The organism is Paracoccus sp. Ld10 (assembly GCF_045064235.1).
Taxonomy (GTDB): domain Bacteria; phylum Pseudomonadota; class Alphaproteobacteria; order Rhodobacterales; family Rhodobacteraceae; genus Paracoccus.
This window is the reverse complement of sequence record NZ_JBISHD010000023.1, coordinates 401910-427998: the sequence shown is the minus strand read 5'-3', so window position 1 is coordinate 427998 and position 26089 is coordinate 401910. Positions and strand designations below refer to the sequence as shown.

29 protein-coding genes are annotated in these 26089 nt (G+C 64.0%); 14 read left to right on the top strand and 15 right to left on the bottom strand.

The genetic code is table 11. From position 1 onward, the window contains the following. The first annotated feature begins 30 nt into the window (after window positions 1-30). Genes ACJJVR_RS07435 through ACJJVR_RS07425 form a run of 3 tightly spaced genes read left to right on the top strand, consistent with a single transcriptional unit; the run spans window position 31 to window position 2425 of the window. Window positions 31-825, top strand: a complete 795-nt coding sequence (locus ACJJVR_RS07435; protein WP_405403447.1) for a hypothetical protein — start codon at window positions 31-33, stop codon at window positions 823-825. Further along, complete coding sequence (locus ACJJVR_RS07430) at window positions 822-1601, top strand: hypothetical protein (protein WP_405403446.1); 780 nt, start codon at window positions 822-824, stop codon at window positions 1599-1601. Before ACJJVR_RS07435 ends, ACJJVR_RS07430 begins: the two co-directional genes overlap by 4 nt. Then, window positions 1586-2425 (top strand): glycosyltransferase family A protein, encoded by an 840-nt coding sequence (locus tag ACJJVR_RS07425; protein ID WP_405403444.1) that lies wholly within the window; start codon window positions 1586-1588, stop codon window positions 2423-2425. The genes ACJJVR_RS07430 and ACJJVR_RS07425 overlap by 16 nt, the downstream gene beginning before the upstream one ends. Here ACJJVR_RS07425 and ACJJVR_RS07420 read toward each other — a convergent pair. Then, on the bottom strand, window positions 2422-3078 hold the full coding sequence (locus tag ACJJVR_RS07420; RefSeq protein WP_405403442.1) for a peroxiredoxin: 657 nt from the start codon (window positions 3076-3078) through the stop codon (window positions 2422-2424). The genes ACJJVR_RS07425 and ACJJVR_RS07420 overlap by 4 nt on opposite strands. A 142-nt stretch (window positions 3079-3220) precedes the next feature. On the opposite strand from ACJJVR_RS07420, the gene ACJJVR_RS07415 reads away from it, so the two are divergent. Next, complete coding sequence (locus ACJJVR_RS07415) at window positions 3221-4663, top strand: aldehyde dehydrogenase family protein (RefSeq protein WP_405403441.1); 1443 nt, start codon at window positions 3221-3223, stop codon at window positions 4661-4663. Window positions 4664-5175: 512 nt separating this feature from the next. Here the strand turns inward: ACJJVR_RS07415 and ACJJVR_RS07410 are convergent. Further along, window positions 5176-5481 carry a hypothetical protein gene (locus tag ACJJVR_RS07410; RefSeq protein WP_405403439.1) on the bottom strand — a complete coding sequence of 102 codons (306 nt, stop codon included), beginning with the start codon at window positions 5479-5481 and terminating at the stop codon, window positions 5176-5178. A 304-nt stretch (window positions 5482-5785) separates the two neighbouring features. Continuing rightward, a complete protein-coding gene (locus tag ACJJVR_RS07405) occupies window positions 5786-6451 on the bottom strand; it encodes a hypothetical protein (RefSeq protein ID WP_405403437.1) in 666 nt (221 codons plus the stop codon). A 1447-nt stretch (window positions 6452-7898) separates the two neighbouring features. Between ACJJVR_RS07405 and ACJJVR_RS07400 the strand changes: the two genes are divergently transcribed. The 7 genes from ACJJVR_RS07400 to ACJJVR_RS07370 all read left to right on the top strand — a co-directional run bounded on the left by ACJJVR_RS07400 (window position 7899) and on the right by ACJJVR_RS07370 (window position 14902). Then, entirely contained in the window at window positions 7899-8084 is a 186-nt protein-coding gene (locus ACJJVR_RS07400) for a hypothetical protein (RefSeq protein ID WP_405403436.1), read from the top strand. Window positions 8085-8764: 680 nt separating this feature from the next. Beyond that, complete coding sequence (locus ACJJVR_RS07395) at window positions 8765-8950, top strand: hypothetical protein (RefSeq protein WP_405403434.1); 186 nt, start codon at window positions 8765-8767, stop codon at window positions 8948-8950. Window positions 8951-9143: 193 nt separating this feature from the next. Then, a complete protein-coding gene (locus ACJJVR_RS07390) occupies window positions 9144-9920 on the top strand; it encodes a flagellar motor protein MotB (RefSeq protein WP_405403432.1) in 777 nt (258 codons plus the stop codon). 76 nt (window positions 9921-9996) lie between these two features. Continuing rightward, window positions 9997-11304, top strand: coding sequence for a flagellar hook protein FlgE (locus ACJJVR_RS07385; protein WP_405403431.1), 1308 nt, complete (start codon window positions 9997-9999; stop codon window positions 11302-11304). A 36-nt stretch (window positions 11305-11340) separates the two neighbouring features. Continuing rightward, window positions 11341-12786: a flagellar hook-associated protein FlgK gene (gene flgK / locus ACJJVR_RS07380; RefSeq protein WP_405403429.1), complete on the top strand. Its 1446-nt coding sequence runs from the start codon at window positions 11341-11343 to the stop codon at window positions 12784-12786. 2 nt (window positions 12787-12788) lie between these two features. Beyond that, window positions 12789-13802 carry a hypothetical protein gene (locus ACJJVR_RS07375; protein WP_405403428.1) on the top strand — a complete coding sequence of 338 codons (1014 nt, stop codon included), beginning with the start codon at window positions 12789-12791 and terminating at the stop codon, window positions 13800-13802. Continuing rightward, window positions 13799-14902: a flagellar basal body P-ring protein FlgI gene (locus tag ACJJVR_RS07370; protein ID WP_405403426.1), complete on the top strand. Its 1104-nt coding sequence runs from the start codon at window positions 13799-13801 to the stop codon at window positions 14900-14902. The genes ACJJVR_RS07375 and ACJJVR_RS07370 overlap by 4 nt, the downstream gene beginning before the upstream one ends. 3 nt (window positions 14903-14905) lie before the next feature. Here ACJJVR_RS07370 and ACJJVR_RS07365 read toward each other — a convergent pair whose 3' ends face one another. The 10 genes from ACJJVR_RS07365 to ACJJVR_RS07320 all read right to left on the bottom strand — a co-directional run bounded on the left by ACJJVR_RS07365 (window position 14906) and on the right by ACJJVR_RS07320 (window position 20481). Then, on the bottom strand, window positions 14906-15805 hold the full coding sequence (locus tag ACJJVR_RS07365) for a glycosyltransferase (RefSeq protein WP_405403425.1): 900 nt from the start codon (window positions 15803-15805) through the stop codon (window positions 14906-14908). 111 nt (window positions 15806-15916) lie between these two features. Next, window positions 15917-16450 carry a hypothetical protein gene (locus ACJJVR_RS07360; protein WP_405403424.1) on the bottom strand — a complete coding sequence of 178 codons (534 nt, stop codon included), beginning with the start codon at window positions 16448-16450 and terminating at the stop codon, window positions 15917-15919. Window positions 16451-16460: 10 nt separating this feature from the next. Continuing rightward, window positions 16461-17186, bottom strand: coding sequence for a flagellar basal body L-ring protein FlgH (gene flgH, locus ACJJVR_RS07355; protein WP_405403422.1), 726 nt, complete (start codon window positions 17184-17186; stop codon window positions 16461-16463). 11 nt (window positions 17187-17197) lie between these two features. Beyond that, the gene (flgA, locus tag ACJJVR_RS07350) at window positions 17198-17611 is read right to left on the bottom strand and encodes a flagellar basal body P-ring formation chaperone FlgA (protein WP_405403421.1); all 414 of its coding nucleotides are present in this window, start codon (window positions 17609-17611) and stop codon (window positions 17198-17200) included. After that, a complete protein-coding gene (flgG, locus tag ACJJVR_RS07345; RefSeq protein WP_405403419.1) occupies window positions 17611-18396 on the bottom strand; it encodes a flagellar basal-body rod protein FlgG in 786 nt (261 codons plus the stop codon). Before flgG ends, flgA begins: the two co-directional genes overlap by 1 nt. A gap of 9 nt (window positions 18397-18405) precedes the next feature. Beyond that, window positions 18406-19122 carry a flagellar hook-basal body complex protein gene (locus tag ACJJVR_RS07340; RefSeq protein ID WP_405403418.1) on the bottom strand — a complete coding sequence of 239 codons (717 nt, stop codon included), beginning with the start codon at window positions 19120-19122 and terminating at the stop codon, window positions 18406-18408. A 1-nt stretch (window position 19123) separates the two neighbouring features. Continuing rightward, a complete protein-coding gene (locus tag ACJJVR_RS07335; RefSeq protein ID WP_405403416.1) occupies window positions 19124-19390 on the bottom strand; it encodes a flagellar biosynthetic protein FliQ in 267 nt (88 codons plus the stop codon). After that, entirely contained in the window at window positions 19390-19674 is a 285-nt protein-coding gene (locus ACJJVR_RS07330; RefSeq protein ID WP_405403415.1) for a flagellar hook-basal body complex protein FliE, read from the bottom strand. The genes ACJJVR_RS07335 and ACJJVR_RS07330 overlap by 1 nt, the downstream gene beginning before the upstream one ends. A gap of 12 nt (window positions 19675-19686) precedes the next feature. Continuing rightward, entirely contained in the window at window positions 19687-20079 is a 393-nt protein-coding gene (flgC, locus tag ACJJVR_RS07325) for a flagellar basal body rod protein FlgC (RefSeq protein ID WP_405403413.1), read from the bottom strand. A 15-nt stretch (window positions 20080-20094) separates the two neighbouring features. Further along, window positions 20095-20481: a FlgB family protein gene (locus ACJJVR_RS07320; protein WP_405403412.1), complete on the bottom strand. Its 387-nt coding sequence runs from the start codon at window positions 20479-20481 to the stop codon at window positions 20095-20097. A gap of 99 nt (window positions 20482-20580) precedes the next feature. On the opposite strand from ACJJVR_RS07320, the gene ACJJVR_RS07315 reads away from it, so the two are divergent. Together ACJJVR_RS07315 and ACJJVR_RS07310 are read left to right on the top strand one after the other, a co-directional pair. Beyond that, window positions 20581-21903, top strand: coding sequence for a FliI/YscN family ATPase (locus tag ACJJVR_RS07315; protein WP_405403410.1), 1323 nt, complete (start codon window positions 20581-20583; stop codon window positions 21901-21903). 123 nt (window positions 21904-22026) lie between these two features. Beyond that, window positions 22027-22758 carry a Crp/Fnr family transcriptional regulator gene (locus ACJJVR_RS07310; protein WP_405403408.1) on the top strand — a complete coding sequence of 244 codons (732 nt, stop codon included), beginning with the start codon at window positions 22027-22029 and terminating at the stop codon, window positions 22756-22758. Window positions 22759-22762: 4 nt separating this feature from the next. On the opposite strand, the gene ACJJVR_RS07305 is transcribed toward ACJJVR_RS07310, so the two are convergent. Further along, on the bottom strand, window positions 22763-23605 hold the full coding sequence (locus ACJJVR_RS07305) for an extensin family protein (RefSeq protein WP_405403407.1): 843 nt from the start codon (window positions 23603-23605) through the stop codon (window positions 22763-22765). After that, complete coding sequence (locus tag ACJJVR_RS07300; protein ID WP_405403406.1) at window positions 23602-24885, bottom strand: L,D-transpeptidase family protein; 1284 nt, start codon at window positions 24883-24885, stop codon at window positions 23602-23604. Before ACJJVR_RS07300 ends, ACJJVR_RS07305 begins: the two co-directional genes overlap by 4 nt. Before the next feature lie 145 nt (window positions 24886-25030). Between ACJJVR_RS07300 and ACJJVR_RS07295 the strand changes: the two genes are divergently transcribed. After that, entirely contained in the window at window positions 25031-26089 is a 1059-nt protein-coding gene (locus tag ACJJVR_RS07295) for a C4-dicarboxylate TRAP transporter substrate-binding protein (RefSeq protein ID WP_405403405.1), read from the top strand.

The following is a 26089-nucleotide window of genomic DNA, read 5'->3' as shown; positions in this document are numbered from 1 at the left end:
CGCTTTTTGCTCTCCTGAAGGAACGCAATCTTGCAAGATCTGGGCACGTTGTGGATCGGCGGCGAGCTGGGGGCGATGGAACGCGCCAGTCTCAATTCCATGACGCGACTTGGGCATGCTGTGACACTCTATAGCTATGCTCCGATCGCAGATGTGCCCCACGGTGTTCGTTTGGGGGACGCGTCCGAGATATTGCCTGCAGACCGGATATTGCTCTATCGCGACAAGCGAAAGCCAAGCCCGGCCTTGCATGCAAACCTGTTTCGTTACGCAATGCTGAACCTGACCGATGCGGCCTGGGTCGATCTGGATATCATTGCCATCCGACCGATACCGCGCGCTGACTATCTGATGGGGTTTGAAACGTCATCATCGGTGAACAACGCTGTTCTCAGATTGCCGCACGGCTCTGCGACACTCACGCAACTGCTCAGTTTCACATCCGAAAGTCGCGGAGTGCCGCCCCATATCCAGGGGGCGCGTCGTCTGAAATACTGGATCCGGACCTTGGGTCGTGGTTATCCCATCGAAAGCTGGGCATGGGGTAGTACGGGTCCAAAGGCGTTGACCATGTTTCTGGCGCAGAATGCCGAATTGCATCACGCGCGTCCCGTCAATGCGTTTTACCCGATTGGCGTGCATGACCATGATCAGTTTCTAGAGCCAGGTCGGTGGCGTCTGCGCGATGTTCTGGACGAAACCATTTGCCTTCATTTGTGGGGTAGTAGAATTCGTAAAACCTTGGCCGAGCGGTATGATGGTCAGGTTCCCCAGGGGAGCCTCTATGCCGAAATCCTTCAGACATTCACCGACGTAGACAAATGACCGAACCCCTGCTGATCCTGACCATGAAATGGGGCACGCTTTACAGCAGTGCCGACGTGAACCGGCTGGCGGCGCAGGTGCGGCGGCATCTGGATCGTCCGCATCGTTTCATCTGTTTTACCGATGATGCCGCAGGCCTTGATCCGCAGATCGAGGCGATGCCGCTGCCGGAACTGGGTCTGCCCGAGGGCCATTCGGACACGCGCTGGCGCAAGCTGGCGCTGTTCCGGCGAGACCTGGGCGGGCTGTCGGGGACGGCGCTTTTTCTGGACATCGACCTGGTGGTTGTGGACGACCTGGGGCCGTTCTTCGACCTGCCGGGCGATTTCTTTATCATCCGCGACGATGACCTGTTCCGGGCGAAACCGCTGCGCAAGGTCAATCCGGACCGCGACCGATTTCTACACAGCGTCGGCAATTCCAGCGTGTTCCGGTACCGGATCGGTGATCATGCCTATGTGCTGGACGCCTATCTGGCCGATCCGGTCGCGGCGACCGCCGGGTATGAGATCAGCCAGCAGTTCCAGTCGGCGCAACTGGCCGCGCGTGGTAACCTGCATTACTGGCCGAAGGGTTGGTGCGTCAGCTTCAAGAACGACTGCGTGCCGCGCAACCTGACCAGCTATCTGCGCGATCCGACCCTGCCCGAGGGGGCCAGGATCGTGCTGTTTGCGGGGGCGCCCAAGATGGAGGACGTCTTTGCCGGGCGCGGCCACAAATGGTACCGCCGCATCGGCGACATCGGGTGGCTGCGCCGTGCGTGGGAAAACCCGTGATCCGCGACGCGTTCCGGCAGTTCAAGCACCGTCGCCGACTGGCCCGCGCGCTGGCGGAAACTGCCACTCGCTTGGATCGCCCCGGCAGCCCGCATGACCTGCCTGCACCGCTGATCGTGTCGCTGACCAGCCACCGAGCGCGGTTCGCGACGCTGGCACCGACGCTGCGCGCGTTGTTGCGCCAGACAGTCCAGCCCGACCGCGTGATCCTGTGGCTGGACGAGGGCGACCAGCAGCACCTGCCCGCCGAGGTTCAGGCGATGGCGCGGCTGGAGATTCGCGTCTGTCCGCTGTGGCGGTCCTACAAGAAGATCGTGCCGACCCTGCAGGAACACCCCGACGCCTATATCGCCACGGCCGATGACGACCTGTACTATCCCGTTGATTGGTTGGCGCGTTTGGTGGTTGCCGCGCGACAAGGCGCGGGCATCGCTTGTCTGCGCGCGCATGGCGTTCTGATGGAGGGCGAGCGTCCCGCCCCCTACGAGGCGTGGGATCACAATCTGCGTGTGCCGCAGTCCGGGCCGCTGATCTTTCCGACGGGTGTGTCGGGGGTGATCTATGCGCCGGGCGTGTTTCACGCTGACGTCACGCGCGACGACCTGTTCATGCGTCTGGCACCCGGGGCGGACGACATCTGGCTGTATTGGATGCACCGAATGGCCGGGTCGCAGCCCGTCAAGATTGGGGACCGCGCCCGCATTTTCGAATGGGAGGGCAGCCAAGCCGTCAGCCTGCGGTCTGTGAACCGCCCCGCCGTGGGACAGGGCGGCAACGACCGTGCCATCGCCGCCCTGCTGGATCATTACGGCTGGCCGGTCTAGGCCGGGTCCTTGGCATAGCGCAGATAGGGCAGCTTGATGTCCAGGGGGCCGAACCTTTCCTCGGCCGCCTTGTCGTCCAGCGACAGGGCCACGATCACGTCCTGGCCCGGAACCCAGTTGGCGGGCGTGGCGATCGGCACGCCGTCCGTCTTGCGCACCGCATCCAGCGCCCGCATGATTTCCGCAAAGTTGCGACCGACCGACATGGGATAGGTCATGGTCAGGCGGACCTTCTTGTCCGGCCCGATGATGAAGACGGTGCGCACGGTGGCCGAATGGGCCGGCGTGCGGCCTTCGGTCGGCAGATAATATTCGGCGGGCAGCATGTCATAGGCCTTGGCCACGGCCAGATCGCTGTCGTCGATGATCGCGAAATTCGCGGGAACGCCGGCAACCTTGCCGATGTCGGCCTTCCATTTCTGGTGATCCTCGACGTTGTCGACCGACACGCCCAGCACTTTGGTCCCACGCTTTTCGAATTCCGGGGCCAGCTGGGCCACGGCACCGAATTCGGTGGTGCAGACCGGGGTGAAGTCGCGCGGATGGCTGAAGACGATCGCATAGCTGTCGCCGATCCAGTCGTGAAAGCGGATCTGCCCTTCGGTCGAATTGGCGGTGAAGTCGGGGGCCGTGTCATTGATGCGCAGGGACATGGGCGATCCTTTTCCGGTTGGTTGCGTTGTCCCATAGATAAGGGCGGCGGCGCGGAATGCCAGTGGGGGCGCAATGGAGCCGGGGTTGCGGCGCGGCGTGCGGGGTGACAGGATTTGGCCGAATGCCATTCAGGAGAACCAGATGCTGGACCAGCGGAAATTCTATATCGACGGAGCCTGGGTCGACCCTGTGCAGGGGCGCGACCTGGAGGTGATCGACCCCTCGACCGAGGATGCGGTGGCCACGATCTCGATCGGCGATCAGGCGGATACCGATGCCGCAGTCGCGGCGGCCAAGCGCGCCTTTCCTGCGTGGGCCGCAACGCCGCCTGCAGAACGGCTGGCCGTGGTCGAGCGTATCCTGACCATCTATGAGCGGCGCATGCCCGACATTGCCCGTGCGATGAGCCTGGAGATGGGCGCGCCGCAGGACATGGCGCTGACGGATCAGGCCGAGGCTGGGGCGTGGCACACACGGAACTTCATCACGGCCTTCAAGGACTTTCAGTTCATCCGTCCCTTAGGCGCCCATGCGCCGGGCAGCATGGTCGCGTGGGAGCCGGTGGGTGTCGTGGGCCTGATCACCCCGTGGAACTGGCCGATGAACCAAGTGACGCTCAAGGTGATCCCGGCGTTGCTGGCAGGCGATACCTGCGTCCTGAAGCCGTCCGAGATCGCCCCCCTGTCGTCGATGGTCTTTGCCGAGGTGCTGCACGAGGCGGGCGTGCCCGCAGGCGTGTTCAATCTGGTGAACGGCGACGGGCCCGGCGTCGGCAGCCAGCTGTCGGTGCATCCCGATGTCGAGATGATCAGCTTTACCGGGTCCGCGCGCGCGGGCATTGCGATTACCAAGGCGGCCGCAGACAGCCTGAAAAAGGTCGCTCTGGAGCTGGGCGGAAAAGGCGCGAACATCGTCTTCGCCGATGCCGACGACAAGGCGGTGGCCCGCGGAGCACGGCATTGTTTCTACAACAGTGGCCAGTCGTGCAACGCGCCGACCCGGATGCTGGTCGAGCGGTCTGCCTATGACCGCGCCGTCGAGATCGCAGCCAAGGTGGCCGAAGAGACCGCCGTGGCGACCGCCCATCAGGCCGGCGCGCATATCGGTCCGGTGGTCAGCCGCCAGCAGTGGGACAAGATCCAGGGCCTGATCCAGGCGGGCATCGACGAGGGCGCGCGCCTGGTCGCCGGCGGCACCGGCCTGCCCGAGGGGGTGAACCGCGGCTATTTCGTGCGGCCCACGGTGTTTGCGGACGTGTCCAACGACATGACCGTGGCCCAGCAGGAGATCTTTGGTCCGGTCCTGTCGATCATTCCCTTCGACAGCGAGGAGGAGGCCGTGGCCATCGCCAACGACACGCCCTATGGCCTGACGAACTATGTCCAGTCGCAAGACGGTGCACGACGCAACCGCGTGGCGCGTCAGCTGCAGGCCGGAATGGTCGAGATGAACGGCGAATCGCGCGGGGCCGGGTCGGCCTTTGGCGGTGTCAAGAAATCCGGCCGGGCGCGCGAAGGCGGCGTCATGGGGCTGGAGGAGTTCATGGACAGCAAGGCCATCAGTGGATGGGACCGCGACGCCTGACACGATACGCCGATATGCGTCCCGCGCCGCACCGGGGGGACTTCCCGTCCCCCCGGACCCCCCTACGGGGAACCACCGCGCGCCCTTGTTCCGCGTGGCCAGTTGCCAAATAGCGCCTTTGCTTGCGGGGTGCGTTTGCGGGGGGTATGACCCCCGCGCGCAAGTTGGCCCCTTAATGGGGGCCATCTTTCGCAGCTCCCGCCAGCCATGGAAAATTGTGCTTTGGCGCAGGCGTCAATAGATGTTTGCCAAGGAATATAGCCGACGCCATCGAGCGTCCTGATTGGCCGGGGGTTTCTTGCCCGGCCAGACGCCGAGCCATGAAATGTGCACGACCATCGTTTGGTTGAGGCCATTGCACGCACTTTCATCTGATGTCTCCAGCATCTGGGTACGGGACATCATACGACGGGGTTGTCCGTGATAAGGCGCAGCACCTCTGTCTCGACATCGTTTGGCCGCGTTTCGGTGCCGTCCCGCGATGTCAGCAGATCGCGGTCGAAATTCCCCGCTCACGCTACATTGCGCGAGGGCTGATGCTGTTGGATCGCGCCTTGAGGTAGACCGCGCAGGTGACACGTGCGGCCGCAGGGCCCGGCGCCTTGATGGGATTGGTCCGAGCTATCACCGGCGCGCAATGGATAACCCCGGGCCACCGTTGCCGTCATCACATCCGACACCGTCCTCGCCAGGTCCAGTTCCAGTACGTCCCGCAGCTGAATGTCCGGCAGGGTCACCTTCAGCGTCGCCGGGTCGGTCAGGGTGCGCGCCTTTGACAGGGATGCGGCCTTGATTGCCGCGCGGTCTAGGCCGGTCAACTGCTGTGGAGTTGGATGCGGCTCTGCTAGTCGTTCCTGACCGACAGCGCCTTGCGACAGGCGGCCGCGGCTGGCGCAAAATTACCTGCGCATCGCACGGACCGTTCCGCCCACTGTCAGCTCTATCCAGTCGCCCTTGCGCCACATTGGCGTTCAGGTCCAGCGCCGAACCCTTTAACACGCCGGGATCCAGCATCAGATGTTCCTGCGGCAGGACTACCGACAGGCCCAGCCGCGCCCCCTGTGACCGCGACGCACCCCAACATGGCCATATCTGACAGCAGCGCTGGCAGGTCCGTCAGCGTCAATGAGGTTCGCGGGCGGTTAGCTTAACCTGCAGGCTCAAGGTGATCGTCGGCAGGGTACCGAAATCATCCGCGATGCTGCTGATCAGTTGGGCTGGGATTGCAGCGCGCGACATGCGCCAACGCCTCACGCGATGGACCCCGGCGCTGAGCCTGGTGGACAGGATACAGACGCCCTGTCCGTTGCGGTTGGGGGCGGGTGCAATGCGGATGCGGGGCTGGTACGTGGGACCAGGGAAATGTGCGCGCCACCCGAGGGCGCGCGTTCCATTAGCGGGCAACAGGATGCGGGCGGTGGGCTGTTCCAGCGTCAGCGCGATGATGCAGCCATCGGTTCCCGGTAAGATCACCGACAGGCGGCGGTTGGAGCGTGTATTGCGATATTGTGCATTTATACGGGTGATATGGGCGGGGCTTTTGTCGCGGTCAGCCTGCGGTTCGCCGCTGCCAGCCCTCAGAGATCGGCGGCACACCCCCGATTGCATTACGCCGCCCATCAATGCGTTCGAAGGCATGGGCTGATACATGCTGGCCTGGGCTACGCGCAGGGCGACGGCCTGCTCTATATCCTTGACCAGGATGTATTCGCGACGCCTTGCCAGAAAACGGTCCGTTTTCCGGCAATCGCTTCGGCGCAGTGTCAGCGCCCCGAGCAAGTCGAACATTGGGTGATGTCGATGGTTGACCACCGCTAGCCGCAGGTGCGCGTCAAAGATCGACGCTGGCGACCGATCGGGTTCAGCCCCGGTCAGGTCGACGCAAAGCTGAACCTGCGTGAGGCTGTACTGTACCCATCCAAGCCAAGCACATCTCGTCTGTCCGGCGTTGTACGGGCCCGCATGTGTGAACTGGCATCTTCCGACCATAAGACGATGGATTAGGCTGACGGCAATGCGGTTCAGCAGCCCTGCAGATCACGGACGACCGGGTCTGATTCCGAAATGCCCTCATATGCCTGACCTTTCGGCAAAGCGGGCGGGGGCGCGCCATGGGAATGCCACGGGTTCAAGCGACCATGGCGATGGGGCTTTGTCCACAGCCTGCTTTGGCCGACCGCCCCGATCGGGGCGTGCCTGACCTCCTGCTCGCAGGAGAGAGCGGGAGGAACGCGCGCCGGTACGGCGGCCGGAGGCAGTGCGTCCGGCGCATGGACGATATCGGTATCGACACGCCGCCATCGCAGGCCAAAGCCAGTAAGACCACGGATAGCACCATCGATGCTGCCTTATCCAAGCACCCAGATCCCGCGCGATCAGCAGACCGGTATTGCGACCGCCGGCGATGCATACGACATGCGCCGATGCCATTGCCGACGCGCGGTGCGACATCGTTTATTGCGTCGCGCAGAAATGCCCCGCCACGGGCGCAAATCACTGCCTGCGCCATCGCCGGGAACGACCGACTCCGAGCATCAGGGTATCCGGATCGGGCGCTTTGGCGGAGTTGCAGTGGATACCGCTGCGGCAGCCATGTCGCGACGACGATGCATGGCGTCACGCTGCCGGGCCAGCGGCTGATTGTGCGCAATGCCGGTCGCAATGCCGCCAAGGTTCAGGGACGTTGCACCGTCCTTGGCGTGGCTGTCACGAAAGCACAGATGCGAATCCGTCTGGGCAAAGGAACAGACCTATCGTCAGCAGATCGCCACAACACAGGCGGACAACCACGGAATGCTGCTGGATGTAAGCTATATCAAGGTGATTTACCAACCCATCATAAATGGTTCTGATGCACCTCGCCTGACGATCACAGACAGAGGAATCACTGCGCGCTGAGGGGGACGGGATGGGCAGGGTGACGACGCGCAGCGCGATCTCAGCCCTACTGGCCAGCGTACGGGGCGAAGTGCCAACAGAATCGACACCTGTCAGTGAGGCAATATCACCGCGCAGGCGCCTGCATCGCAGGTACGACGCATGGGCATCCGGGCGACGGCGCGATGAGACTTGCCGGTTGATGAGCACCTCTTGACCGGCTTGTGTGCCCGCCGCGACGGATCGGTGGCGATGACGTGCGACCTGGAGATGGTCCGTGGCTATTTCCAGGGCCCACGCGAAAGCCTGCAAAAGGCAGGCGGGCTAAGCGACGGGCGGCGAGCAGCAGACAGTCGCGATGCAGATTGAGCTGACGTCGCGCCCGCAGATGGCCCTGCCGGACACGCTGTCAAAGGGTCTGGCCCCGCAGGCGGTCGAGCAGATCTTTCAGATCGTCAAGGCGAGCAAAGAGGGCGAGGGCATGTCCGGCCGTTTGGCCGGGGTAAACATCAGCGTGGTGTTGGCTTGTCCACACCAGTGTTAGCTCTTGGAGAAGGGGCACGTTATTATTCAGGGTCGGGCCACTTAACTGCGCAATAGCCCGGTCGTCATGCGTTGGCATATCGAACAATGGGCGAAATGCGTTCCGCCATATGCGCGGCGATCGCCGGGGCATGCGCTGACAGGCCCAAAAGTTACCATTGATTGTTGCGAAGAACTGAAACGCGCGGCGCGGTGCGCCAAGGCGCTGGGCAGAGCCCTGCCGCTGGCGCCGAGCCAGGATACCGCCTGTGCCGGCGCGTCTGCTGCGCGGTTGACCCGCTACGGTCACCGAGGGCGCGATGCTGATCAGTCTTCTGGCGGTTCGCTGGTCCGAGCTGTTTAAGGCGCAGCGCACGCAACCTCCTTTGGTGGCAATACCGCCCGCCCGGCCGCGCAGTTCGCCCACAGGTCAACGTCCCAGCCCGATCCATGAACCCGGTGGGCGAAAAGGTGAACTGGTGCTGTCTTGGCGGTTCCTGCGTGCCGCTGGGGTTGGGCTGTGCGGCATCGTGCTGAACTGTTGCAGTGATCATATGAGACCCACCGGGGTGAAATTTGAATCAGGGGCGCGGGGGGCGGATACCCCGTCCTGTCCGACGTCACCGGGTAGACCGGGTTGCAGGTCCGCGCGGCAGTCGACTGATCACGCTGAGCCCCGACCGGCTACCGGTCAGCTTCGCCATGGGTAAGTTGGCTGCAGTTCCAGACGGCACGATATATTGTGGTATTTCCGACGCGATCATCGAGATGTGGGCGTTCCACGCCGACCTTACTACCCACGCCAACGGCATGTTCACGCGTTCCGAACGGGTGGCTGCGCTGGTCGCCAACGCACCGTCGCTGAACGTCGCAAAGAGATGGAACTGATGACCGTACACGGGCCAGAATCCGTTGACGCCGGGCGGCCGGCATCAACCTGATGATACCGGCAGCCAGCCGAATGACAGAAAGGTCTACGAGGATCGCCGGAGCTATGAATAGGGCGCATTTGATCCGTTAACTTGTTTAGAACCTTTGATCCGGCGACAAGGATATCTGACCGGAACAAAGGGTACACATCATGGCTGCGGGCAAGGGGCTGAACGGGCCGTCCATCATCATCAAACGTATCGAGGCTGCGCCGGACGCTGGCCACCATGGCGGTGCGTGGAAAGTTGCCTATGCGGATTTCGTGACGGCGATGATGGCATTCTTTCTGCTGATGTGGCTTTTGAACGCCACCACTGAGGAGCAGAAGACCGGGTTGGCCGATTATTTTGCCCCCACGGTGATCCAGACCCCGTCGTCGAACGCCAGTGGCGGCGGAGTCGGGACCGAGGATGGCGTCCGACACGCGGTCGAGGCGCCTCTGCCGGACAGCGACAGTGCCGGCGATTTCGATGAGGTGGCCCGTGCTGTTCAGGACAGCCTGACAGGCACCGGCGCCGAATCGGCCCAGCTGACCAATCTGTTGCAGCACGTCGTCACCCGCATGACAGACGAAGGGCTGGTGATCGAACTGGGCGATCTGACCGACGCGCCGCTGTTCGTCGAGGATACCGCCCAGCCGCAGCAGGCCCTGTCCGAACTGATGGGAATCATTGCCCGTGTAACGGGCCATGTCAGGAATGACGTGGCGATTGCAGGGCATGTGCGCGCCTATCCCGAAACGCTGGTGGCATCGCCTGTGTGGCCCTTGTCTGATGCGCGGGCGCACACGGTGCGCAATTTGCTGGAACAGCAGGGTTTCAACGGCAAGCGCGTTCAGCGGGTCAGCGGATATGCCGACCGCAAGAACCGACGTGGAAACCCGATGGATCCGCTGAACAACCGGATAGAGCTGATTTTACTCAGGTAGGCGCCGCGGTTAGCCTTATCTTAAGCGTTCAGGAGCAGGGTAACAGGCAAGACCGAAATCAGAAGGGTGTCTGTCCATGTCCATCTCCTCTGCGATGAATGCCGGCGTGTCCGGTCTCACTGCGAACTCTTCGCGGCTGGGAACCATCTCGGACAATATCGCGAACGCATCGACCTATGGCTACAAACGGGTCGAGACAGAGTTCGATTCGATGATCGTCGGCCAGTCGGGCGGGCTGTACACCGCCGGGGGCGTACGCACCTCGACACAGCGGGTGGTGATGCAGGACGGCGCTATCGTCACGTCGTCTCATCCCTTGGACCTCGCGATGACCGGACGTGGGATGCTGCCGGTGACCACGTTGGCGGATGTCACAAGTGGTGCGGAGCCCACATTGCTGATGACCCGCACGGGCTCGTTCCGGCCCGACGCAAATGGCATCCTGCGGACGGATAGCGGGCTGGTTCTGATGGGCTGGCCGACTGCGTCGGACGGATCGCTGCCACTGGTTTCGCGGGACACTTCCGGTGCCCTGCAGCCGATCGTTATCGAGGCGAACCGTCCTGTCAGCGATCCGACCACACGTGTCGAGATCGGTGCAAACCTGCCCGCGACCGAGACGGGTCCCGACGCGGCTGGTGGCGCGCTTCCGGTCGGGGTCGAGTACTATGGCAACCTCGGAACGGCTGAACGGCTGGAAATGACCTTTACCCCGGATCAGACAAACCCCAACGGCCTGTCCAACAGCTGGGTCGTCGAGGTGCGTGACAGCGCATCCGCCAACGCCGTCGTGTCCAGCTTTCGTGTGACCTTCGATGACAGCCAGGCCCTTGGCGGTACCCTTTCCACGGTTACTCCCATCTTTGGCGCGCCTTATGATCCCGCCACGGGCACGATTGTGTTGGACGTGAACAACAACCAAAGCCAGATCGAGCTGTCCATCGGCACCTTTGGCGCCGCGACGGGTCTGAAGCAGCTTGCTGCGCCTTTCTCTCCATCGAACATAAGCCGCAACGGCTCCCCTGCGGGGCAGTTGGTCTCGGTCGAGATCGATGAGGCAGGGAGGGTCAATGCGACCTATGATACGGGCTTCGTCAAGACGCTGTACCAGGTTCCGGTCGTGGACGTTCCCAACCCCAACGGTTTGGAGGCGGTCGCGGGCCAAGCGTATAAACCATCTCGGGAATCCGGCAGCTTCTTTCTTTGGGATGCCGGCACCGGGCCGACCGGAGAGATCGCAGGCTACTCCCGCGAGGCGTCGACCACCGACATCGCCCAAGAGCTGACCCATCTGATCACCACGCAGCGCGCCTATTCGTCGAATGCAAAGATCATCCAGACGGTTGACGAAATGCTGCAGGAAACCACCAACATCAAACGCTGATCCACCCCTCAGAAGGTCGGATGAAGGAGGCCGGACATGAGCATTGCCAAGGCGATATCGAACGCGATGTCGGGACTGACCGCGACCGCGCGCGGGACAGAGACGGTGGCCTCGAACATCGCAAACGTCATGACGCCCGGTTACGCTCGGCGCGACATGGTCGTGTCCGCCCAACTTCAAGGTGGGGGCGTGCGCATCGATGGCATCACCCGTGTCATCAATTCCAGCCTGCTTTCGGAGTCGCGATTGGCCGCCTCGGCGGTGGGTGGCGGTACTGCGCGCGCGTCGTTCTATCAATCGATGGAGAAAACCATCGGCCTTCCGGGAGAGACGCATTCGCTGTCAAGCGCGCTGACGGACTTCCAGTCGGCGCTCAGCAGCGCGGCAACGCGGCCCGATGACGAAATTCGCTTGTCGCAGGTCGTCAGCACGGCCTCGGCGTTGGCAGACCGGCTGAATGCCGCATCCACGGCGGTGCAGGGTGCCCGCAGTTCGGCGCAGCGGAGCATCGCGTCGGACGTGGCCACCGTGAATGCCTCGCTGGAGCGGGTCGCCTATTTGAACACCCGCATTTCTGTTCTTGATGCGGATGGCAAGGATGCAACGCCGCTGATGGACGAACGTCAGCAGGTGATCGACCGCATTGCCACGATCATTCCCATCCAGGAGGTGGCACGTGATTCAGGCAAGGTTGCCCTGTTCAGCGCCGAGGGCGCGGTGCTGCTTGATGGCAGTGTCCCTGGGCGGCTTGGATTTTCGGGTGCGGACCAGGTAACCGCGGGTCAGGCGGTGGGTGCGCCCTTGGAGCTGTTGACCTTTAACGGCACGCCGGTCACCGCCGCACAGATGCGTTTGTTCAGTGGCGGGTCTCTGGCCGCGAATTTCCAGATCCGCGACGAACTGGCCCCGCAATTGCAGTCCGAGTTGGACGACATGGCCTTTGACCTGCATCAGCGGATGGCCGATCCGACGGTCGATCCGACCCTGGCAGCAGGCGATACAGGGTTGTTCACTGATGGTGGCGCGCTTGCCACCGCCGCGACGGTCGCGGGCCTGGCAGGCCGGATCGCATTGAATACGACCGTCGATCCGGGCCAGGGGGGGCAACTGTGGCGCCTGCGATCGGGGCTGCAGGCCACGACGGGCGAACCGACCGGCCAATCTGCTATCCTGTCTGCGTTGGTTCAGGCGATGGACGCCTCGCGCCCCGCCCAGCCTGGCAGTGGATTCGAGGGCAATGGCTCGTTGACCACACGTTTTGGCGCCGTCGAATCGCGGGTGTCGACCCGGCGGGTTGAGGCGGAGTCTGACCTGACCATCCGCAGCAGTCGCCAGTCGACCATTTCCTCCAGCCTGATGGCAGACGGCGTCGACAGTGATGCCGAGATGCAGCGCCTGCTGCAGTATGAACAGTCTTACGCCGCCAACGCCCGCGTGCTGGTCGCCGTGGACGATATGATCAACCAGATCCTGAGGATGTAGCCGTGACCCTGAACAGTATCGGTGACCAAGCCCGTGCCTACGCACTGCAGGTCGCCTCGAACCGGATCAAGACGACGCTGTCCACCCTGACCCAAGAGGTCGCGTCCGGGCAGGTCGCGGATATAGGCCAGCGCGTCGGCGGCAACACCCGCGCCCTGAACGAGATCGAAAGCCGCATTCAGATTGCTGGACAGCTGCGCGAAAACGGCAAGGACGCGGGTGTTCGACTGCAAGCGGTTCAGGATATGTTCGGCGCCATTCGGCTAAGCACCACCGATCTGGGGTTGGCCCTGGCGACCGACTCCTTTTACAGCCAAGCAATGAAGGACGCCCGATCGACCGAAATTGGCAATGCGTTCGAATCGGTGATCCAGCAGCTGAACGGCACGAACAGCAATCGCTTTCTGATGTCGGGAGAGGCATCTGATGTCGTTCCCCTATCAGATGCAGCCACGATTTTGGACAGCCTGCAAGCCATCGTCGCACCGATGACCACCGCAGCAGATATCGCACAGGCGATATCGGACTGGTTCGATTCGCCTGTTGGGGGGGGCGGGTTTTTGGACACTGCCTATCATGGCACCTTAGGCCAGCCGCAACGGATCACCGTCGGAGAGGGCGTGGCGGTTGAGATGCAGACCACCGGCGCCTCTGGTCCGGTACGTGACCTGCTGAAGGGTCTGGCGACCGCGGCGATCTTAAATCGCGGTGTTCTCGCGGGCGATGCGGACGAAACCAAGGCGCTGCTGGTGACAGCAGGCACCCTGATGATGGCCGGCGACAGCGCTGTTCTCGGAGAGATGGGACGGGTTGGCTTGGCACAGCAGACGGTCGAGAGGGCACAGGTTACCGGCACCACGACCTTGAACACGCTGGAACGGGCACGCACCGACATCCGCAGCGCCGATCCGTTTGAGACAGCAGCTGCCCTGACCGAAGTGCAAAGCCAGCTAGAATCGCTCTATGCGGTCCAGGCCCGGCTTGCCAACCTCAAGCTGGTGGATTTCCTGCGATGAAGACAATTCTGCAAGCGCTGATCCTGTGGATCGCGGTGGCCACCTCGGCCTTGGCCGTCCCGGTGCGGATCAAGGATCTCGCAGATTTCGACGGCGTGCGGGGCAACGACCTGGTTGGTTACGGCCTGGTGGTCGGCCTGGACGGATCAGGCGACGGCATGCGCAACGCCCCCTTTACCGAAGAGATGCTGGCCGGGCTGCTGGAGCGGCTTGGCGTGAACGTGACCGATGACGCGCTGCGGTCCAAGAACGTTGCGGCCGTGATCGTGACGGCAACATTGCCGCCGTTCGCGCGTTCGGGCAGCCGCATCAATGTCAATGTATCGGCGATCGGTGATGCGCAAAGCCTGCTGGGTGGCACGCTGGTCATGACGCCATTGAAGGCCGCGGATGGCAATATTTATGCGGTTGCCCAAGGCTCGATCATTGCGGGCGGGGTGGCGGCGCAGGGTGATGCCGCTCGTGTGGTCGAAGGCGTGCCGACGACAGGCAATATCCCTGTCGGCGCCAGAGTGGAACGCGAGGTCGAGTTCGATTTTGCCGGAATCGACGACATTCGCATCGCGCTGCGGAACGCGGACTTCACCACCGCCACGCGGGTCGAGGATGCGATCAATCGCGACTTCAACCGCCAATTAGCCGTCACGCTGGATAGCGGCACGGTCGTCGTGAACTTTCGCGGCTTGGGCGACGTGAACCCGGCCCGCGTCGTCGGCCGGATCGAAAACCTGCTGATTGAGCCCGAGGACCGTGCCAAGGTCGTAATCGATCACAAGTCCGGAACCATTGTGGTTGGTGAACGTGTGCGGATCTCTCGGGTCGCAGTGTCGCAGGGCAACCTGACCCTGCGCGTGGCCGAGGCGCCGCTGGTGTCCCAGCCCAACCCCTTTGCCGAGGGAGAGACAGTGACCGTACCCCGCACAGCAGTCGAGGTGAACCAAGAGCCTGGCATCGGGTTCGTCGAGGTCGCAGGCGAAACCAATCTGTCGGACCTGGTCGACGGACTGAATGCTCTGGGAGTTCGACCACGCGACATGATCGACATCCTGAAATCGATCCATTCTGCCGGTGCGCTGCATGCCGACCTGATCGTTGAATAACGATCAGCCGCGCAGAGCACCGGTCAGCGCCGACAACGCAAGGGCCGCCGTTCCCGACCGTGTCTGGCGATAGAACCCACCGCGCCGCAGTGCCATCATGGCCTGCGGCCCGTTGCCATTCAGCATCCTGGCCATCTGGTCCAAGCTTGCGCGGCTGTCCGGCGAAAGATCCAAGGGCGATAAACTGGCGTGGTTGGCGTGCAGCCAGCCACCGAACTGCCCGGCCATCAGCTTGCGCAGCCGCGCGGTCAGCGCAGGAAGGGTATCGTTCCGCCCGACCTCGGATCGTGAGTGCTGACGGTATAGCAATCCGGGTTCGGGATCGTGAATCAGCGTTGCGCCATATCCCGCGCTGACCTGATAGGCCCACCAGTCATGAGAGATCACCTTTGCCCGCACCGCATGCTGCGACGCGTGCTGCAGCAATGCAACGGCGTGGGAATTGAAAACTGATGTGTTGCCCGCCATGCAGGCCTGAACCAGCGCGTTGCGGAACCTAAGGGGCCGCAGGAACCGGCGCGACGGTGCCAATGGGCGCAATTCGGCATCGGTTATGATGGTGCGCGCGGCGTAATGGGCGGGGCCATCCCGACCCTGCAGAGCGGCAACGGCGCGCGCCATCTTGTGGGGAAGCCACTGATCATCCTGGTCGCAGAACGCGGCCAGTGCACCGGGCGGAACGTGATCCAGCAGCGATAGAAAGTTCCGTGTGGCACCCGCGCATGGTCCGTCAAGCAGCCGCACCTGTCCCGCAGGACGATTCGCTGCAAAGCGTTCGACGATGTCACGTGTTCCGTCGGTCGATCCGTCATCCGACACGATCAGCGACCAGTCCGGATGGGTCTGGCCCGCGATGCTGTCCAGTTGCGTGCCAATATGCGCCGCGCCCTGCCAGGTAGCCATCAGTATCACCACGTGATGCGTACGCAAAAGCTCCTCCGGAACCGCAGACACCCGGGGCGGTTGCCCCGGGTGTCTGCGGTTCTTGCCCGAAGGCGCGGCAAGGGCAAGCGGTCAGCCGGGCTGGCGCGCGATATCCTCGATCAGAACGGCATTGACGGGCACGTCCGTTGCGGTTTTGGCGGCCTGCAGCAACCCCTCGCGCAGGGTGACCAGGTTGCGGTCTGCGGTAAAGTTACCATCGAATCCGCCGGTATTGGCGTGGATCATCAGCTGGCGCAGCAGGGCGTCGCGCAGGGTGTGCTCTTTTTTCGACAGCGCGTCGAGGCTGGCACCATCGGTCTGCAATGTTACCGTCAGGATCATCACGTCCCGCAGGTCGCCCTGACGCATCAACGGAACGAAAAACTGGGTTGGAAACTGAAACCAGGCTGCGTCGGTCGGATCTCCGCCGGCGTCATGATTGTCGGTGCCATGGTCGCCCCCGCCATGGCCGTCATCGGCAGGGGCGGCATCGTGACCCTCCGCGGCCGTGGTTTCGGTGGCGGTGTTGGCATGGGATGCGGGCGCGCGCAGCATGTCGCCGCCGAATGCGCCGCCGATCAGGGCCAGCACGGGCAGGGCGATAGGGATGATTTTCTTGATCACGGGTACACCTTCAGTAGGGCAGGACGATGTCGGCGATCTGCTGGCCATAGCGCGGCTGCTGCACATCGGTGATCTGGCCGCGCCCGCCATAGCTGATGCGCGCGCCGGCGATGCGATCATACGCGATCTCGTTGCTGCGATCGATGTCGGCGGGGCGGACGAACCCGCTGACGGTCAGTTCGCGCAGCTCGAAGTTCACGCGAACCTCCTGCGTGCCCTGGATCTGCAGCGTGCCGTTGGGCAGCGTGTCCACCACCGTTGCCGCCACGCGCAGGGTCAGCTGGTCGCGCCGCGAAATGTTGCCGTTGCCACGATAGGAAGACGATGCCGATGCGTCGGCCAGGTTGTCGAAACTGGCCCCTTCGGGCAGCTTTTCGCCAAGGCGCTGCGGGATGCCGACCATCTGCGGGATCGACAGGCTCTCGCTGCTGGATCGGTTGCGGCCGCTGCTGTTGCTGATGGTGGCCTCGTCGTCGATCTCGATCACCACGGTCAGGATATCACCGCGAATCGCCGCACGCCGATCGCTGATCAGCGAGGATTGGGTGCCGGCCCACAGGGACGCGGCGGCCTCCGGGCGTCCCGAATCCAGCGGCAGGTTCAAGGGCGGATTGGTCATCGCCAGAAATTCCTCGGTGTCGCGGGGCGAGGTCAGCTCGGGCGGTTGGCCGACGTTGGCGGCGCGCGAACAGCCCGCGGCGGCAAGGGCCAGGCACAGCAGATAGGCGGGTTTCATTGTCGTTCCTCTCAATTCGTGATGGCCAGCGTGCCGTCCGGCATCACCTGCGCGGTGACCGTGCTGCGCGAGCCCATGTTCATGACGCGGATCAGCTCGCCCGCGGCGCCGTCCGACATGGCGCGCCCCTCGGTGTCGATCTGCAATGCGCCACGCTGATAGCGCAGGCGCACGATCTGGTTGCGGCCGATCACGCGGGGCGCCTGCAGCATGTTGGCGTGGAGCGGGCGACCTTCGTAGATGGTGATGCGGGTCTGCATGCCGATCGCGGCGGACGGGTCGATCAGGCCGGGGCGATCGGTGTCGATCACGGTCAGGTCGCCTGCCGCGATCACATGGCCGACCGGCAGGGTATGGGCCGCACCCAGACCCCCCGCAGAAACCGTGCCCGGCAGCAGTGCCAGCATCAGGATCAGCGCGCGCATCACCGCACCTGCGTCGTCGCGCCGAGCATCTGGTCGGCGGCGGTGATGACCTTGGCGTTCAGCTCGTATCCGCGTTGCGCCTTGATCAGGTCGGTGATCTCGCGCACCGCATCGACAGAGCTTTCCTCCAGATAGCCTTGGCGCAGGGTGCCCAGGCCGTCTTCTCCGGGGTTCACGACCTGCGGACCGCCCGAAGCTGCCGATTCGATGAACAGGTTCGACCCCATCGCCTCGAGGCCCTTCTCGTTGGCGAACCCCGCCAAGGTTAACTGGCCCAGCAGCTCGGGCTCGACCCGGTCGGCGAAATAGGCATAGACCTCTCCGCCGGCGTTGATGGTAATGGCGCGGGTATCCTCGGGGATGGTGATGTCGGGCACGACGGGATAGCCGTCCGAGGTCACGATCTGCCCCTCGGGCGACCGCTTCAGGCCACCGTCGCGGGTGTATCCCGAAATGCCCGATGGCAGCGTCACCTCCAGATAGCCGTCGCCCTCGATCGCCAGGTCCAGGTCGCCGCCGGTCTGCGCCAGCGCCCCCTGTTGCAGGTTCACGCTGACCGCGGTGGGCCGCACGCCCAGGCCCAGCTGTACCCCGGCGGGGATCACGGTGCCGTCGGCGGCCGTGACGCTGCCCGGCCGGGCGGCTTGCTGGTAATGCAGGTCGGCGAATTCGGCGCGGCGGGCATTGTAGCCGGTCGTCGACATGTTCGCGAGGTTGTTCGAGATGACCTCGACGCGGGTCTGCTGCGCACTCATGCCGGAGGCGGCGATCTGCAGGGCTCTCATGGTGGCTCCTTATCGGGTCATGGCGGTGATCGCGCCGCGGATCCGCTGATCCTCGCGATCCAGGAAGGTCTGGCCCAGCTCATAGGCGCGCTGAACCTCGATCATGCGGGTGATCTCGAAGATCGGGTCGACGTTGCTGTCCTCCAGGAATCCCTGGCGGATGCGGCCCTCCTCGACCAGCTGCGGGTCGCCCTCGACGGCAAAACCGGTGCCGCTCTGGCGGGTCAGGTCGGTCCCTTCGGGCGGGGTGAACAGGCCGATGCGGCCAAAGGGGAGGCCATTCGACGACAGCGTGCCATCCGGGCCGATGGCCACCGAATTGGCACCCGCCGGCAGGATGATCGGGGCCTGCCCCTCGTCCAGCAGGCGGTGACCGTCGGCGGTCATCAGCTCTCCCTCGGCCGACGGGATGAAGGCGCCGGCGCGGGTCAGGCGCAACCCGTCGGGGGCCTCGACCAGAAAGAACCCCTCGCCCTCGATGGCCAGGTCCATGCTGTTGTTGGTCTGCGTCAGCCCGCCCTGCTGCAGATCCAGCAGGCGGCCGCGCGCATGGGCCATCGACAGCGTGTCGCCTTGGCGGTCCAGTGCGGACAGGTGTTCGGCAAAGATCACGCCCTCGCGCCGGAAACCGGTGGTGTTCGCGTTGGCGATGTTGTTGGCCACGACGCGCATCTCGGCCATCAGGCCGGATTGCCGCGACAGGCTGGCATAGATTGCGTTGTCCATCTCAGCTGCCCGCAATCATGGGGATGATTTCACCCAGGTAGAAATCCGCCAGCGCTGTGGTCATGAAGCTCATCGAAACCCAGAACACGACCAGCATCAGCCCCACCTTGGGCACGAAGGTCAGCGTCATCTCCTGGACCGAGGTCAGGGCCTGGAACAGGCCGATCACCACCCCGGTGATCAGCGCGACCCCCAGCAGCGGGGCCGAGATCCGGACCGAGATCAACAGCGCCTGACGCAGCATGTCAAAGAGGACCGTCTCTCCCATCACACGGGCATCCGCAGGATTTCCTGGTACGCCTCGACCACCTTGTCACGAATGGCCACGACCGTGTTCATGGTCAGCTCGGCCTCGGCGATGGTCTGAACCAGCTGCTGTGTGCTGGTCTGGCCGGTCATCGAACCGGCGGCGACCTGGTCGACCTGAGCCATCTGAGCGGCGAAATCCTCGGCCGCCTGACCCACACGGGCCAGGGCTTCGGACCCCTGCTGGGGGGCCACTGCGGTGCGGGCGGCGGAATAGGCGTTGGCGGCATTCAATCCGGTGATCATGGGTCAGCCTTTCTAGCGGCGAAGAAGGTCAAGAAGCGACGCGCCCATCTGGCGGGTCTGTTCGAACATGCGCAGGTTGGCCTCGTAGCTGCGGCCCGCCTCGCGGGCGTCGGCCAGCTCGATCACCAGATCGACGTTGGATCCGTCGTAATAGCCGTCCTGGTCGGCCATCGGATGCGCGGGGTCGTGAATGCGCGGCAGCACCGACTGGTCCAGCCGCATGCGACCGGCCTCGACCTCGCCCGTGGGGCGGCCGAAACGGACCGCCTCCTCAAACGCGACCAGCTTGCGGCGATAGCCGGGCGTGTCGGCATTGGCGATGTTCTCGGACGTGTGGCGCAGGCGTTCGGTCTGCGCACGCATTCCCGACGCTGCCATGCGCAGCGGTGAAATCGGATCGGTCATGATGGTGTTTCCTTATCAGCGTCCCAGGCTGGACCGCAGCAGGTCCAGTCCCGAACGATAGATGGCCAGCGATCGGTCGTGGTGGGTCTTGACCTCGGCCGCACGAACCATCTCCTCCTCCAGCGACACGGAATTGCCGTTCGGAGAGACAGGGCCCGCGACCTCGATCACCCGGGCCCCGCCGGGGGACCATTGCGGGCTGTCCAGGTGGCGGGCGTTCGACACGCGCAGTGTGCCGCCGTCCTCGGCCCGCCGATAGCTTTCGGCAAAAGGCTGTAGGTCGCTGGCCCTGTACCCAGGCGTGTCAGCATTGGCGATGTTGCGCGCCACTTCGATGTGGCGGGCCTGTGTGTGCTGGCCCATTGCACGGGCCATGCGCAGCATTTCGATCTTCTCAAACATGAGGCTTCTCCTCAATTTCGATAAACCCGGTCTTAACCCCAATTGGTTTAGAAACAGTTTCAGCCGCCGGATTTTCGATGGGCGGCGAAAGGAGACCCGATGGACAAGCTTGAATCGATCGCGCGCAGGCTGTCGCAGCTGCGTCTGGCCACGCATTACGGGCGGGTGCAGTCGATCCGTGCCGGCCTGATCGCCGCCGAGGGGCTGAACGGCCGTGCATCCGTTGGTGACCGGGTGCGAATCGCCCTGCAATCGGGCGATCTGGGCGGAGAGATCGTGGGCCTGTCGCCGCGTACGGCGCAAATACTCCCCGAAGGCCCGATAGAGGGCATGTCGGTCGGCGCGCGGGTCCAACTGGACTTCGCGCCGCGAATCGCACCCTGTGATGCTTGGATCGGTCGGATCATCGACCCGTTGGGACAGCCTCTGGACGGTCGCCCGCTGGCCCAGGGGCTAACGCGGCGCAACTTTCGGACCGAGGCTCCGCCAGCCGCCACACGCAAGCGCCTTGGCGAGCGGCTGGCCACGGGAATGGCGGTCTTTGACACGCTGCTGCCCATCGTCGCGGGCCAGCGGATCGGCCTGTTCGCGGGATCGGGCGTCGGCAAGTCCACGCTGCTGTCGCAGATGGCGCGCGGCGTGCAGGCCGATGTCGTCGTGATCGCCATGATCGGAGAGCGTGGACGAGAGCTGCGCGAATTCGTCGAAAAGACGATGGGGCCCGAAGGCATGGCGCGTGCGGTGATCGTCGCGGCAACCTCGGATCAGTCGCCGCTGATCCGACGGCGCTGTGCATGGGCCGCCATGGCTGTTGCCGAACACTTTCGCGACCAAGGTCGCCACGTGCTGTTTCTGGCCGATTCGATCACCCGTTTCGCCGAGGCCCATCGCGAGATCGCCTTGGCCGCTGGCGAGCCGCCCAGCTATCGCGGCTTTCCTCCATCGGTGTCGAACCTGATCATGGCGCTGGCTGAACGTGCGGGTCCGGGGCCAGAGGGCACCGGCGACATCACGGGCATCTTCAGCGTGCTTGTCGCAGGGTCCGACATGGAGGAGCCTGTGGCCGACATCCTGCGCGGCACGCTGGACGGGCACGTGGTGCTGGACCGCACAATCGCCGAAAGGGGCAGGTTTCCCGCCGTCGACGTGGTGCGTTCCGTATCACGGTCGCTGCCCGACGCGGCGAGTGCGGTTGAGAATATGGCCATCGGGCGCGCCCGCGCCGCTTTGGGCGCCTATGCCGAATCAGAGCTGATGATCCGCGCGGGTCTCTATGCGCCAGGATCGGACCCCAAGCTGGACGAGGCCGTTCGATTGTATCCCCAACTGGACGAATTCATGGCCCGCCGATGTCCCGGTATTCCCGACAGCTTTGCCGCACTGGATGCCGCTTTGCGTGTGCCGATGCGGGCCAGAGGCTGAAGGCCGATGAAACCTTAACTTGGTTGGCCACGTTGGCTTAATCAATGTTATAACGCGAGGGGCGGCCATTGCGTCCAGAATCCCGATTTGCAAATGTCCGGCTGCCTTAGCAGGAGGGGCGGAATGGCGATCACCGAATACTTTATCCGCTTCCTTCAACGTCGTGACAGCGTGCCTGAACGCGATCTTGCGCGATTGCGCGCGTTGCGTACGGAAAATGTCAGCTTTGCCCCCGGAGAGGTTATCGTCCCGGTCGATCGGCTGGCCAAGCGCAGTTGCATGATGCTGCGCGGCATGTCGGCCCGGTCCCATCAGCTGGTCGGACGACCAGATGAACGCGTTATCACAGCGTTGCACGTGCCAGGCGATTTTGTCGACCTGCATGGATTCGTTCTGGCCGGCCTGGAACATTCCGTCGTTGCCGTCGGTCTTGCCGAGGTGGAGTTTGTCGACCACGAAGAACTTCTTGAAATTACGGAAAATTTCCCGCATTTGACGCGCCTTTTGTGGATGGCGACGCTGATCGACGCGGCGGTTCACCGACAGTGGCTGGTCGCGGCGGCGTCCCTGCGATCCAGCGCGCATCTGGCCCACCTGCTGTGCGAGGTCTATACCCGCCTGAATGCGGTCGGCGCGGCGGCCAACCATCAGTTTTCGCTGCCTTTGCTGCAACGGGAACTGGCCGATATCCTGGGCTATTCACCCATTCACGTGAACCGGGCGGTGCGCGACCTGCGCGACCGTGGCTTGTTGCGCTGGTCGGGGGCGGATGTATCGATTCTGGATTGGAAGGGCCTGGCGACGCTGGCCCGGTTCGATCCGACCTATCTGGACATGGAACGTCAAAGCCGCTGAGGCATCACTCGCACAGTCGCCAGCCGCCCTTTCGCGCGGCCATGTCCAGGTGCAGGTGATCATCATGCGCAGCATTCGATCCCGGCCCAAGAACGGTCGTGAACAGCAGACACCCGGTGCTTTGCGCGGCCCGCTGAAAGCTCTCGGCGCCATCGCCATCGCCTTGGCGCGGCTGGACCGGTACCGGCTCGCCGTCGTCGAATCGGAATCCCATCACGTCTATCGCATTGCCATAGCCGTGTTCCGACGGTTTGGGATCGGCATCCCCGGTTCCGACGCGGTCGCGGCACGAATAGGCAGGGCCGGTTTCCAGCGCTGTCAGGCGGGGTGAGTCTGGCAGCAAATTCGCCGCAGGTTTCAGGAAATCACGCGCCCACAGCGCCAGCGACAGCGCGGCCTCGCAGCGCATCACCGGTTCTCCGGACAGGGCGATGTCGGGCAGGATGCGGCTGACCATCAACGGACGGGCCATGCCGCAATCGCGGTTATCCGGGTCCGTGACGGGGGGCTGGGCGCGGAACTGCGCGCCCATCACCGACAGCGCCAGTCGGCATGCATCGTATTGCGCATCGGTTCCGGCCAAGGTGAACCAGACTGGCGGGGGCGGCGGGCCAAAGGGCTGCAGCGTGGGTTGGTCGGCGGCCGATTCATCCGGAGTCGTTGGCGTATCGGTGCCCGGGTCAAATGGCGGGACAGGCTGTGTGGCGCCTGGTTTTACAGGCGGGCGGTCGTCCACGACCGAGGTCTGCGCCGGACCAGCCTGGCCGGCTCCGGGCGGACGGTCTTGTGCCAGGGCGGGAACCACCGCCAGAATCAGGGCGATGGCAGGTCCCGCCGTGCTGGTCATGGTTGACCCTCCTCCAGGGGCGGAACAACGAACCCATCCGGCAGGGCCCCGCTCAGCGCGTCGCTGAGCGGATCGGGCGTCGCAGGCACCGCGGCATCGGGAACGGTCGCTGCGTCAGGCGCAGCCGGGGCAACGGCTGTCGGTGCCGCAAGCGGGTCCGGCAGGGACAGTGGCTGCACCGGGTCGGGCGTGTCGGTCTGCGCGGTCGTGCCCTGGGGCAGCGCGATGTCGGCCACGGGCGGGCTGACGGCGGTACCGCTGCCGGTCACGTCGGCGATGGTGACCCCGGCATCCAGAAACTGGACCTCGGTCCCGCCGATGCTGACCATGCCGGCCAGTTCCTCGGCGTCCCAGTTGGTCAGGCGCACGCAGCCCATCGACTGATTGGCGAACAGCTGTGACGGGGTCGGCGTGCCGTGGATGCCATAGGTCGGCTTGGTCAGCCCGATCCAGACGGTGCCCACGGGTCCGTTCGGCCCCGGCGGGATGACCAGCGGGCTGTCATTGCCCTCCTGCCTGAAATTGACGTCGGGGTTATAGGTATAGTTCGGGTTGATCGCCACCGTGCGCACATTGTGCGCCCCCTGCGGGGAGGGGGTGACGCTGCTGCCGATGGTCGCAGGGTAGTCCACGACCATCTGGCCACGCGCGTTGTATCCGGCGACGCGGCGGTTGTCCTTGTCGATGATGATTCGCGTGACCTGACCGCGCAGGCGGGGGTTCGGCGCCATCACCTGGATGGTGGCGCCGGGCACCAGGGCCACGCCGGGGTTCAGGAATTCGATGAACTTTTCGTCCATGTGGAATCGCTCGCCCAGGCGTTCGGCGATGCTGGTATGGGCCATGGCAGGCATCAGCGCCTTTTCGGCGTAATCGGTGGGGATCGACGCGGCCAATCCGGCGGCATCATCGGCAGTGATGACATAGGACTGGGTGACCGGTCGCGTGGCGAACGACTGCAGCAGGTTCCAGACATGCGGGTCCATCACCCCGTCCTGGGGCAGACCGGTGCGCCGTTCAAAGGCCTTGATCGCGCTTTGGCTCATCCCGCCCTTGAAACCGTCGATGACGCCCGGAGACGTCCCTGACCGATCCAGCAGCAGCTGCACCTTGGCAGTCAGGGCAGAGCGCCCCCCCGGAAGGTCGGCGCCGCCATACTGCGCGGCCTCGATCTGGGCGGCGGTAAAGGGCAGGTCCGGGGTCTGTGCCGCGGCGGGCCAGGCCCATCCCAGGGTCAGGCCCAGGGCCAACAGCAGCGGTCGCGCAGGGGGGGGCGTCATGGGCGGCTCCGATCGTGAAGGTGCAACATCCGGCATCAGGCGGAAAACCGCCAGATAGCGCAGCGGTCACGATCAGGTCAATTCAAGGTTGCGTTCCGCTGTGCGGAATGCCAGCCTGCTAAGTGGAACAGGGAGGAGTTTCACCATGACCACACCGTCGTATCGGACGGCGCTGATGGCTGTCGGCCTGACCGCAGCCCTTGCCGCCCCCGCCATGTCACAGACAACGCTGATCTATGGCGAGCCCGGTCCCAACCGTGGCGCGCGTGCCGAGGCGACCCAGTGGTTCGCCGATCAGGTGGCCGAACAGTCGGGTGGAGACCTGACGCTGGACATCACTTGGGGCGGCGCGCTGTTTTCGGAAAAGGCCGCCGTGCAATCGCTGCGCGATGGCGTGGCCGATCTGGGTAGCGTCATCGGTGTCTATTTCCCCCAGGACATGGTGGCCTATGGCATCGCCGACCTGCCGCTGGACAACCCCGATCCGTGGGTCGGCATGAAGGCGACCGATGCGCTGATGCGCAACAACGAACAGGTCAAGGCCAACCTGGCCGCGCAGAACCTGATCTATGTCGGGACGTATACGACGTCCGCCGTGCAGATGGGATGCAAGGGTCCGGCCGTCACCTCGGTCGACCAGCTGGCCGGCAAGAAGGTTCGCGGCGTCGGCGCCTATGGCCAGACCTTTCGCGACATGGGTGCGACCCTGGTCGACATGAGTGTCTACGAGGCCTACCAGGGCCTGGAGAACGGCCTGCTGGATTGCACCCAGACCTATTCCTATCTGATTGCTGCGCTGAAGTTCGACGAGGTCTTCGACAGCTATACCTTCATCGACTGGGGGCAGGTCGGCGCGCTTGGCATCGTCATGAACAAGTCGATGTACGATGCGCTGTCGCCCGAACAGCAACAGGTCATCATGACGGCGGGCGAGGGTCTGGCCGATGAGTTCGGCCGCATCATCGAACAGGCGAATGCCGAATCGATCAAGATCCTGGAGGATGCCGGCAAAGAGATCGTCAGCTTTTCCGACGAGGATCGTGCCCGCCTGACAGAGGCCGCCCAGCCCTATCTGGACGAATGGATCGCGCGGGCCGACGGCTCGGGTCTGGACGGACAGGCGTTGCTGGACGAATATCGCGGGCTGATCGCGCAATATTCGCAAGAGCTGGAAACGCAGGGTTATCCCTGGGAACGCGGCTGA

What these genes read in the sequence shown, in the direction of transcription:
- ACJJVR_RS07430 (WP_405403446.1), top strand. Translation starts at nt 822, where the DNA reads ATGACCGAACCCCTGCTGATCCTGACCATGAAATGGGGCACGCTTTAC.
- ACJJVR_RS07420 (WP_405403442.1), bottom strand. Translation starts at nt 3,078, where the DNA reads ATGTCCCTGCGCATCAATGACACGGCCCCCGACTTCACCGCCAATTCG.
- ACJJVR_RS07415 (WP_405403441.1), top strand. Translation starts at nt 3,221, where the DNA reads ATGCTGGACCAGCGGAAATTCTATATCGACGGAGCCTGGGTCGACCCT.
- ACJJVR_RS07405 (WP_405403437.1), bottom strand. Translation starts at nt 6,451, where the DNA reads ATGTTCGACTTGCTCGGGGCGCTGACACTGCGCCGAAGCGATTGCCGG.
- ACJJVR_RS07400 (WP_405403436.1), top strand. Translation starts at nt 7,899, where the DNA reads ATGCAGATTGAGCTGACGTCGCGCCCGCAGATGGCCCTGCCGGACACG.
- ACJJVR_RS07395 (WP_405403434.1), top strand. Translation starts at nt 8,765, where the DNA reads ATGGGTAAGTTGGCTGCAGTTCCAGACGGCACGATATATTGTGGTATT.
- ACJJVR_RS07390 (WP_405403432.1), top strand. Translation starts at nt 9,144, where the DNA reads ATGGCTGCGGGCAAGGGGCTGAACGGGCCGTCCATCATCATCAAACGT.
- ACJJVR_RS07385 (WP_405403431.1), top strand. Translation starts at nt 9,997, where the DNA reads ATGTCCATCTCCTCTGCGATGAATGCCGGCGTGTCCGGTCTCACTGCG.
- flgK (WP_405403429.1), top strand. Translation starts at nt 11,341, where the DNA reads ATGAGCATTGCCAAGGCGATATCGAACGCGATGTCGGGACTGACCGCG.
- ACJJVR_RS07370 (WP_405403426.1), top strand. Translation starts at nt 13,799, where the DNA reads ATGAAGACAATTCTGCAAGCGCTGATCCTGTGGATCGCGGTGGCCACC.
- ACJJVR_RS07365 (WP_405403425.1), bottom strand. Translation starts at nt 15,805, where the DNA reads ATGGCTACCTGGCAGGGCGCGGCGCATATTGGCACGCAACTGGACAGC.
- flgH (WP_405403422.1), bottom strand. Translation starts at nt 17,186, where the DNA reads ATGAAACCCGCCTATCTGCTGTGCCTGGCCCTTGCCGCCGCGGGCTGT.
- flgA (WP_405403421.1), bottom strand. Translation starts at nt 17,611, where the DNA reads ATGCGCGCGCTGATCCTGATGCTGGCACTGCTGCCGGGCACGGTTTCT.
- flgG (WP_405403419.1), bottom strand. Translation starts at nt 18,396, where the DNA reads ATGAGAGCCCTGCAGATCGCCGCCTCCGGCATGAGTGCGCAGCAGACC.
- ACJJVR_RS07340 (WP_405403418.1), bottom strand. Translation starts at nt 19,122, where the DNA reads ATGGACAACGCAATCTATGCCAGCCTGTCGCGGCAATCCGGCCTGATG.
- ACJJVR_RS07335 (WP_405403416.1), bottom strand. Translation starts at nt 19,390, where the DNA reads ATGGGAGAGACGGTCCTCTTTGACATGCTGCGTCAGGCGCTGTTGATC.
- ACJJVR_RS07330 (WP_405403415.1), bottom strand. Translation starts at nt 19,674, where the DNA reads ATGATCACCGGATTGAATGCCGCCAACGCCTATTCCGCCGCCCGCACC.
- flgC (WP_405403413.1), bottom strand. Translation starts at nt 20,079, where the DNA reads ATGACCGATCCGATTTCACCGCTGCGCATGGCAGCGTCGGGAATGCGT.
- ACJJVR_RS07320 (WP_405403412.1), bottom strand. Translation starts at nt 20,481, where the DNA reads ATGTTTGAGAAGATCGAAATGCTGCGCATGGCCCGTGCAATGGGCCAG.
- ACJJVR_RS07315 (WP_405403410.1), top strand. Translation starts at nt 20,581, where the DNA reads ATGGACAAGCTTGAATCGATCGCGCGCAGGCTGTCGCAGCTGCGTCTG.
- ACJJVR_RS07310 (WP_405403408.1), top strand. Translation starts at nt 22,027, where the DNA reads ATGGCGATCACCGAATACTTTATCCGCTTCCTTCAACGTCGTGACAGC.
- ACJJVR_RS07305 (WP_405403407.1), bottom strand. Translation starts at nt 23,605, where the DNA reads ATGACCAGCACGGCGGGACCTGCCATCGCCCTGATTCTGGCGGTGGTT.
- ACJJVR_RS07300 (WP_405403406.1), bottom strand. Translation starts at nt 24,885, where the DNA reads ATGACGCCCCCCCCTGCGCGACCGCTGCTGTTGGCCCTGGGCCTGACC.
- ACJJVR_RS07295 (WP_405403405.1), top strand. Translation starts at nt 25,031, where the DNA reads ATGACCACACCGTCGTATCGGACGGCGCTGATGGCTGTCGGCCTGACC.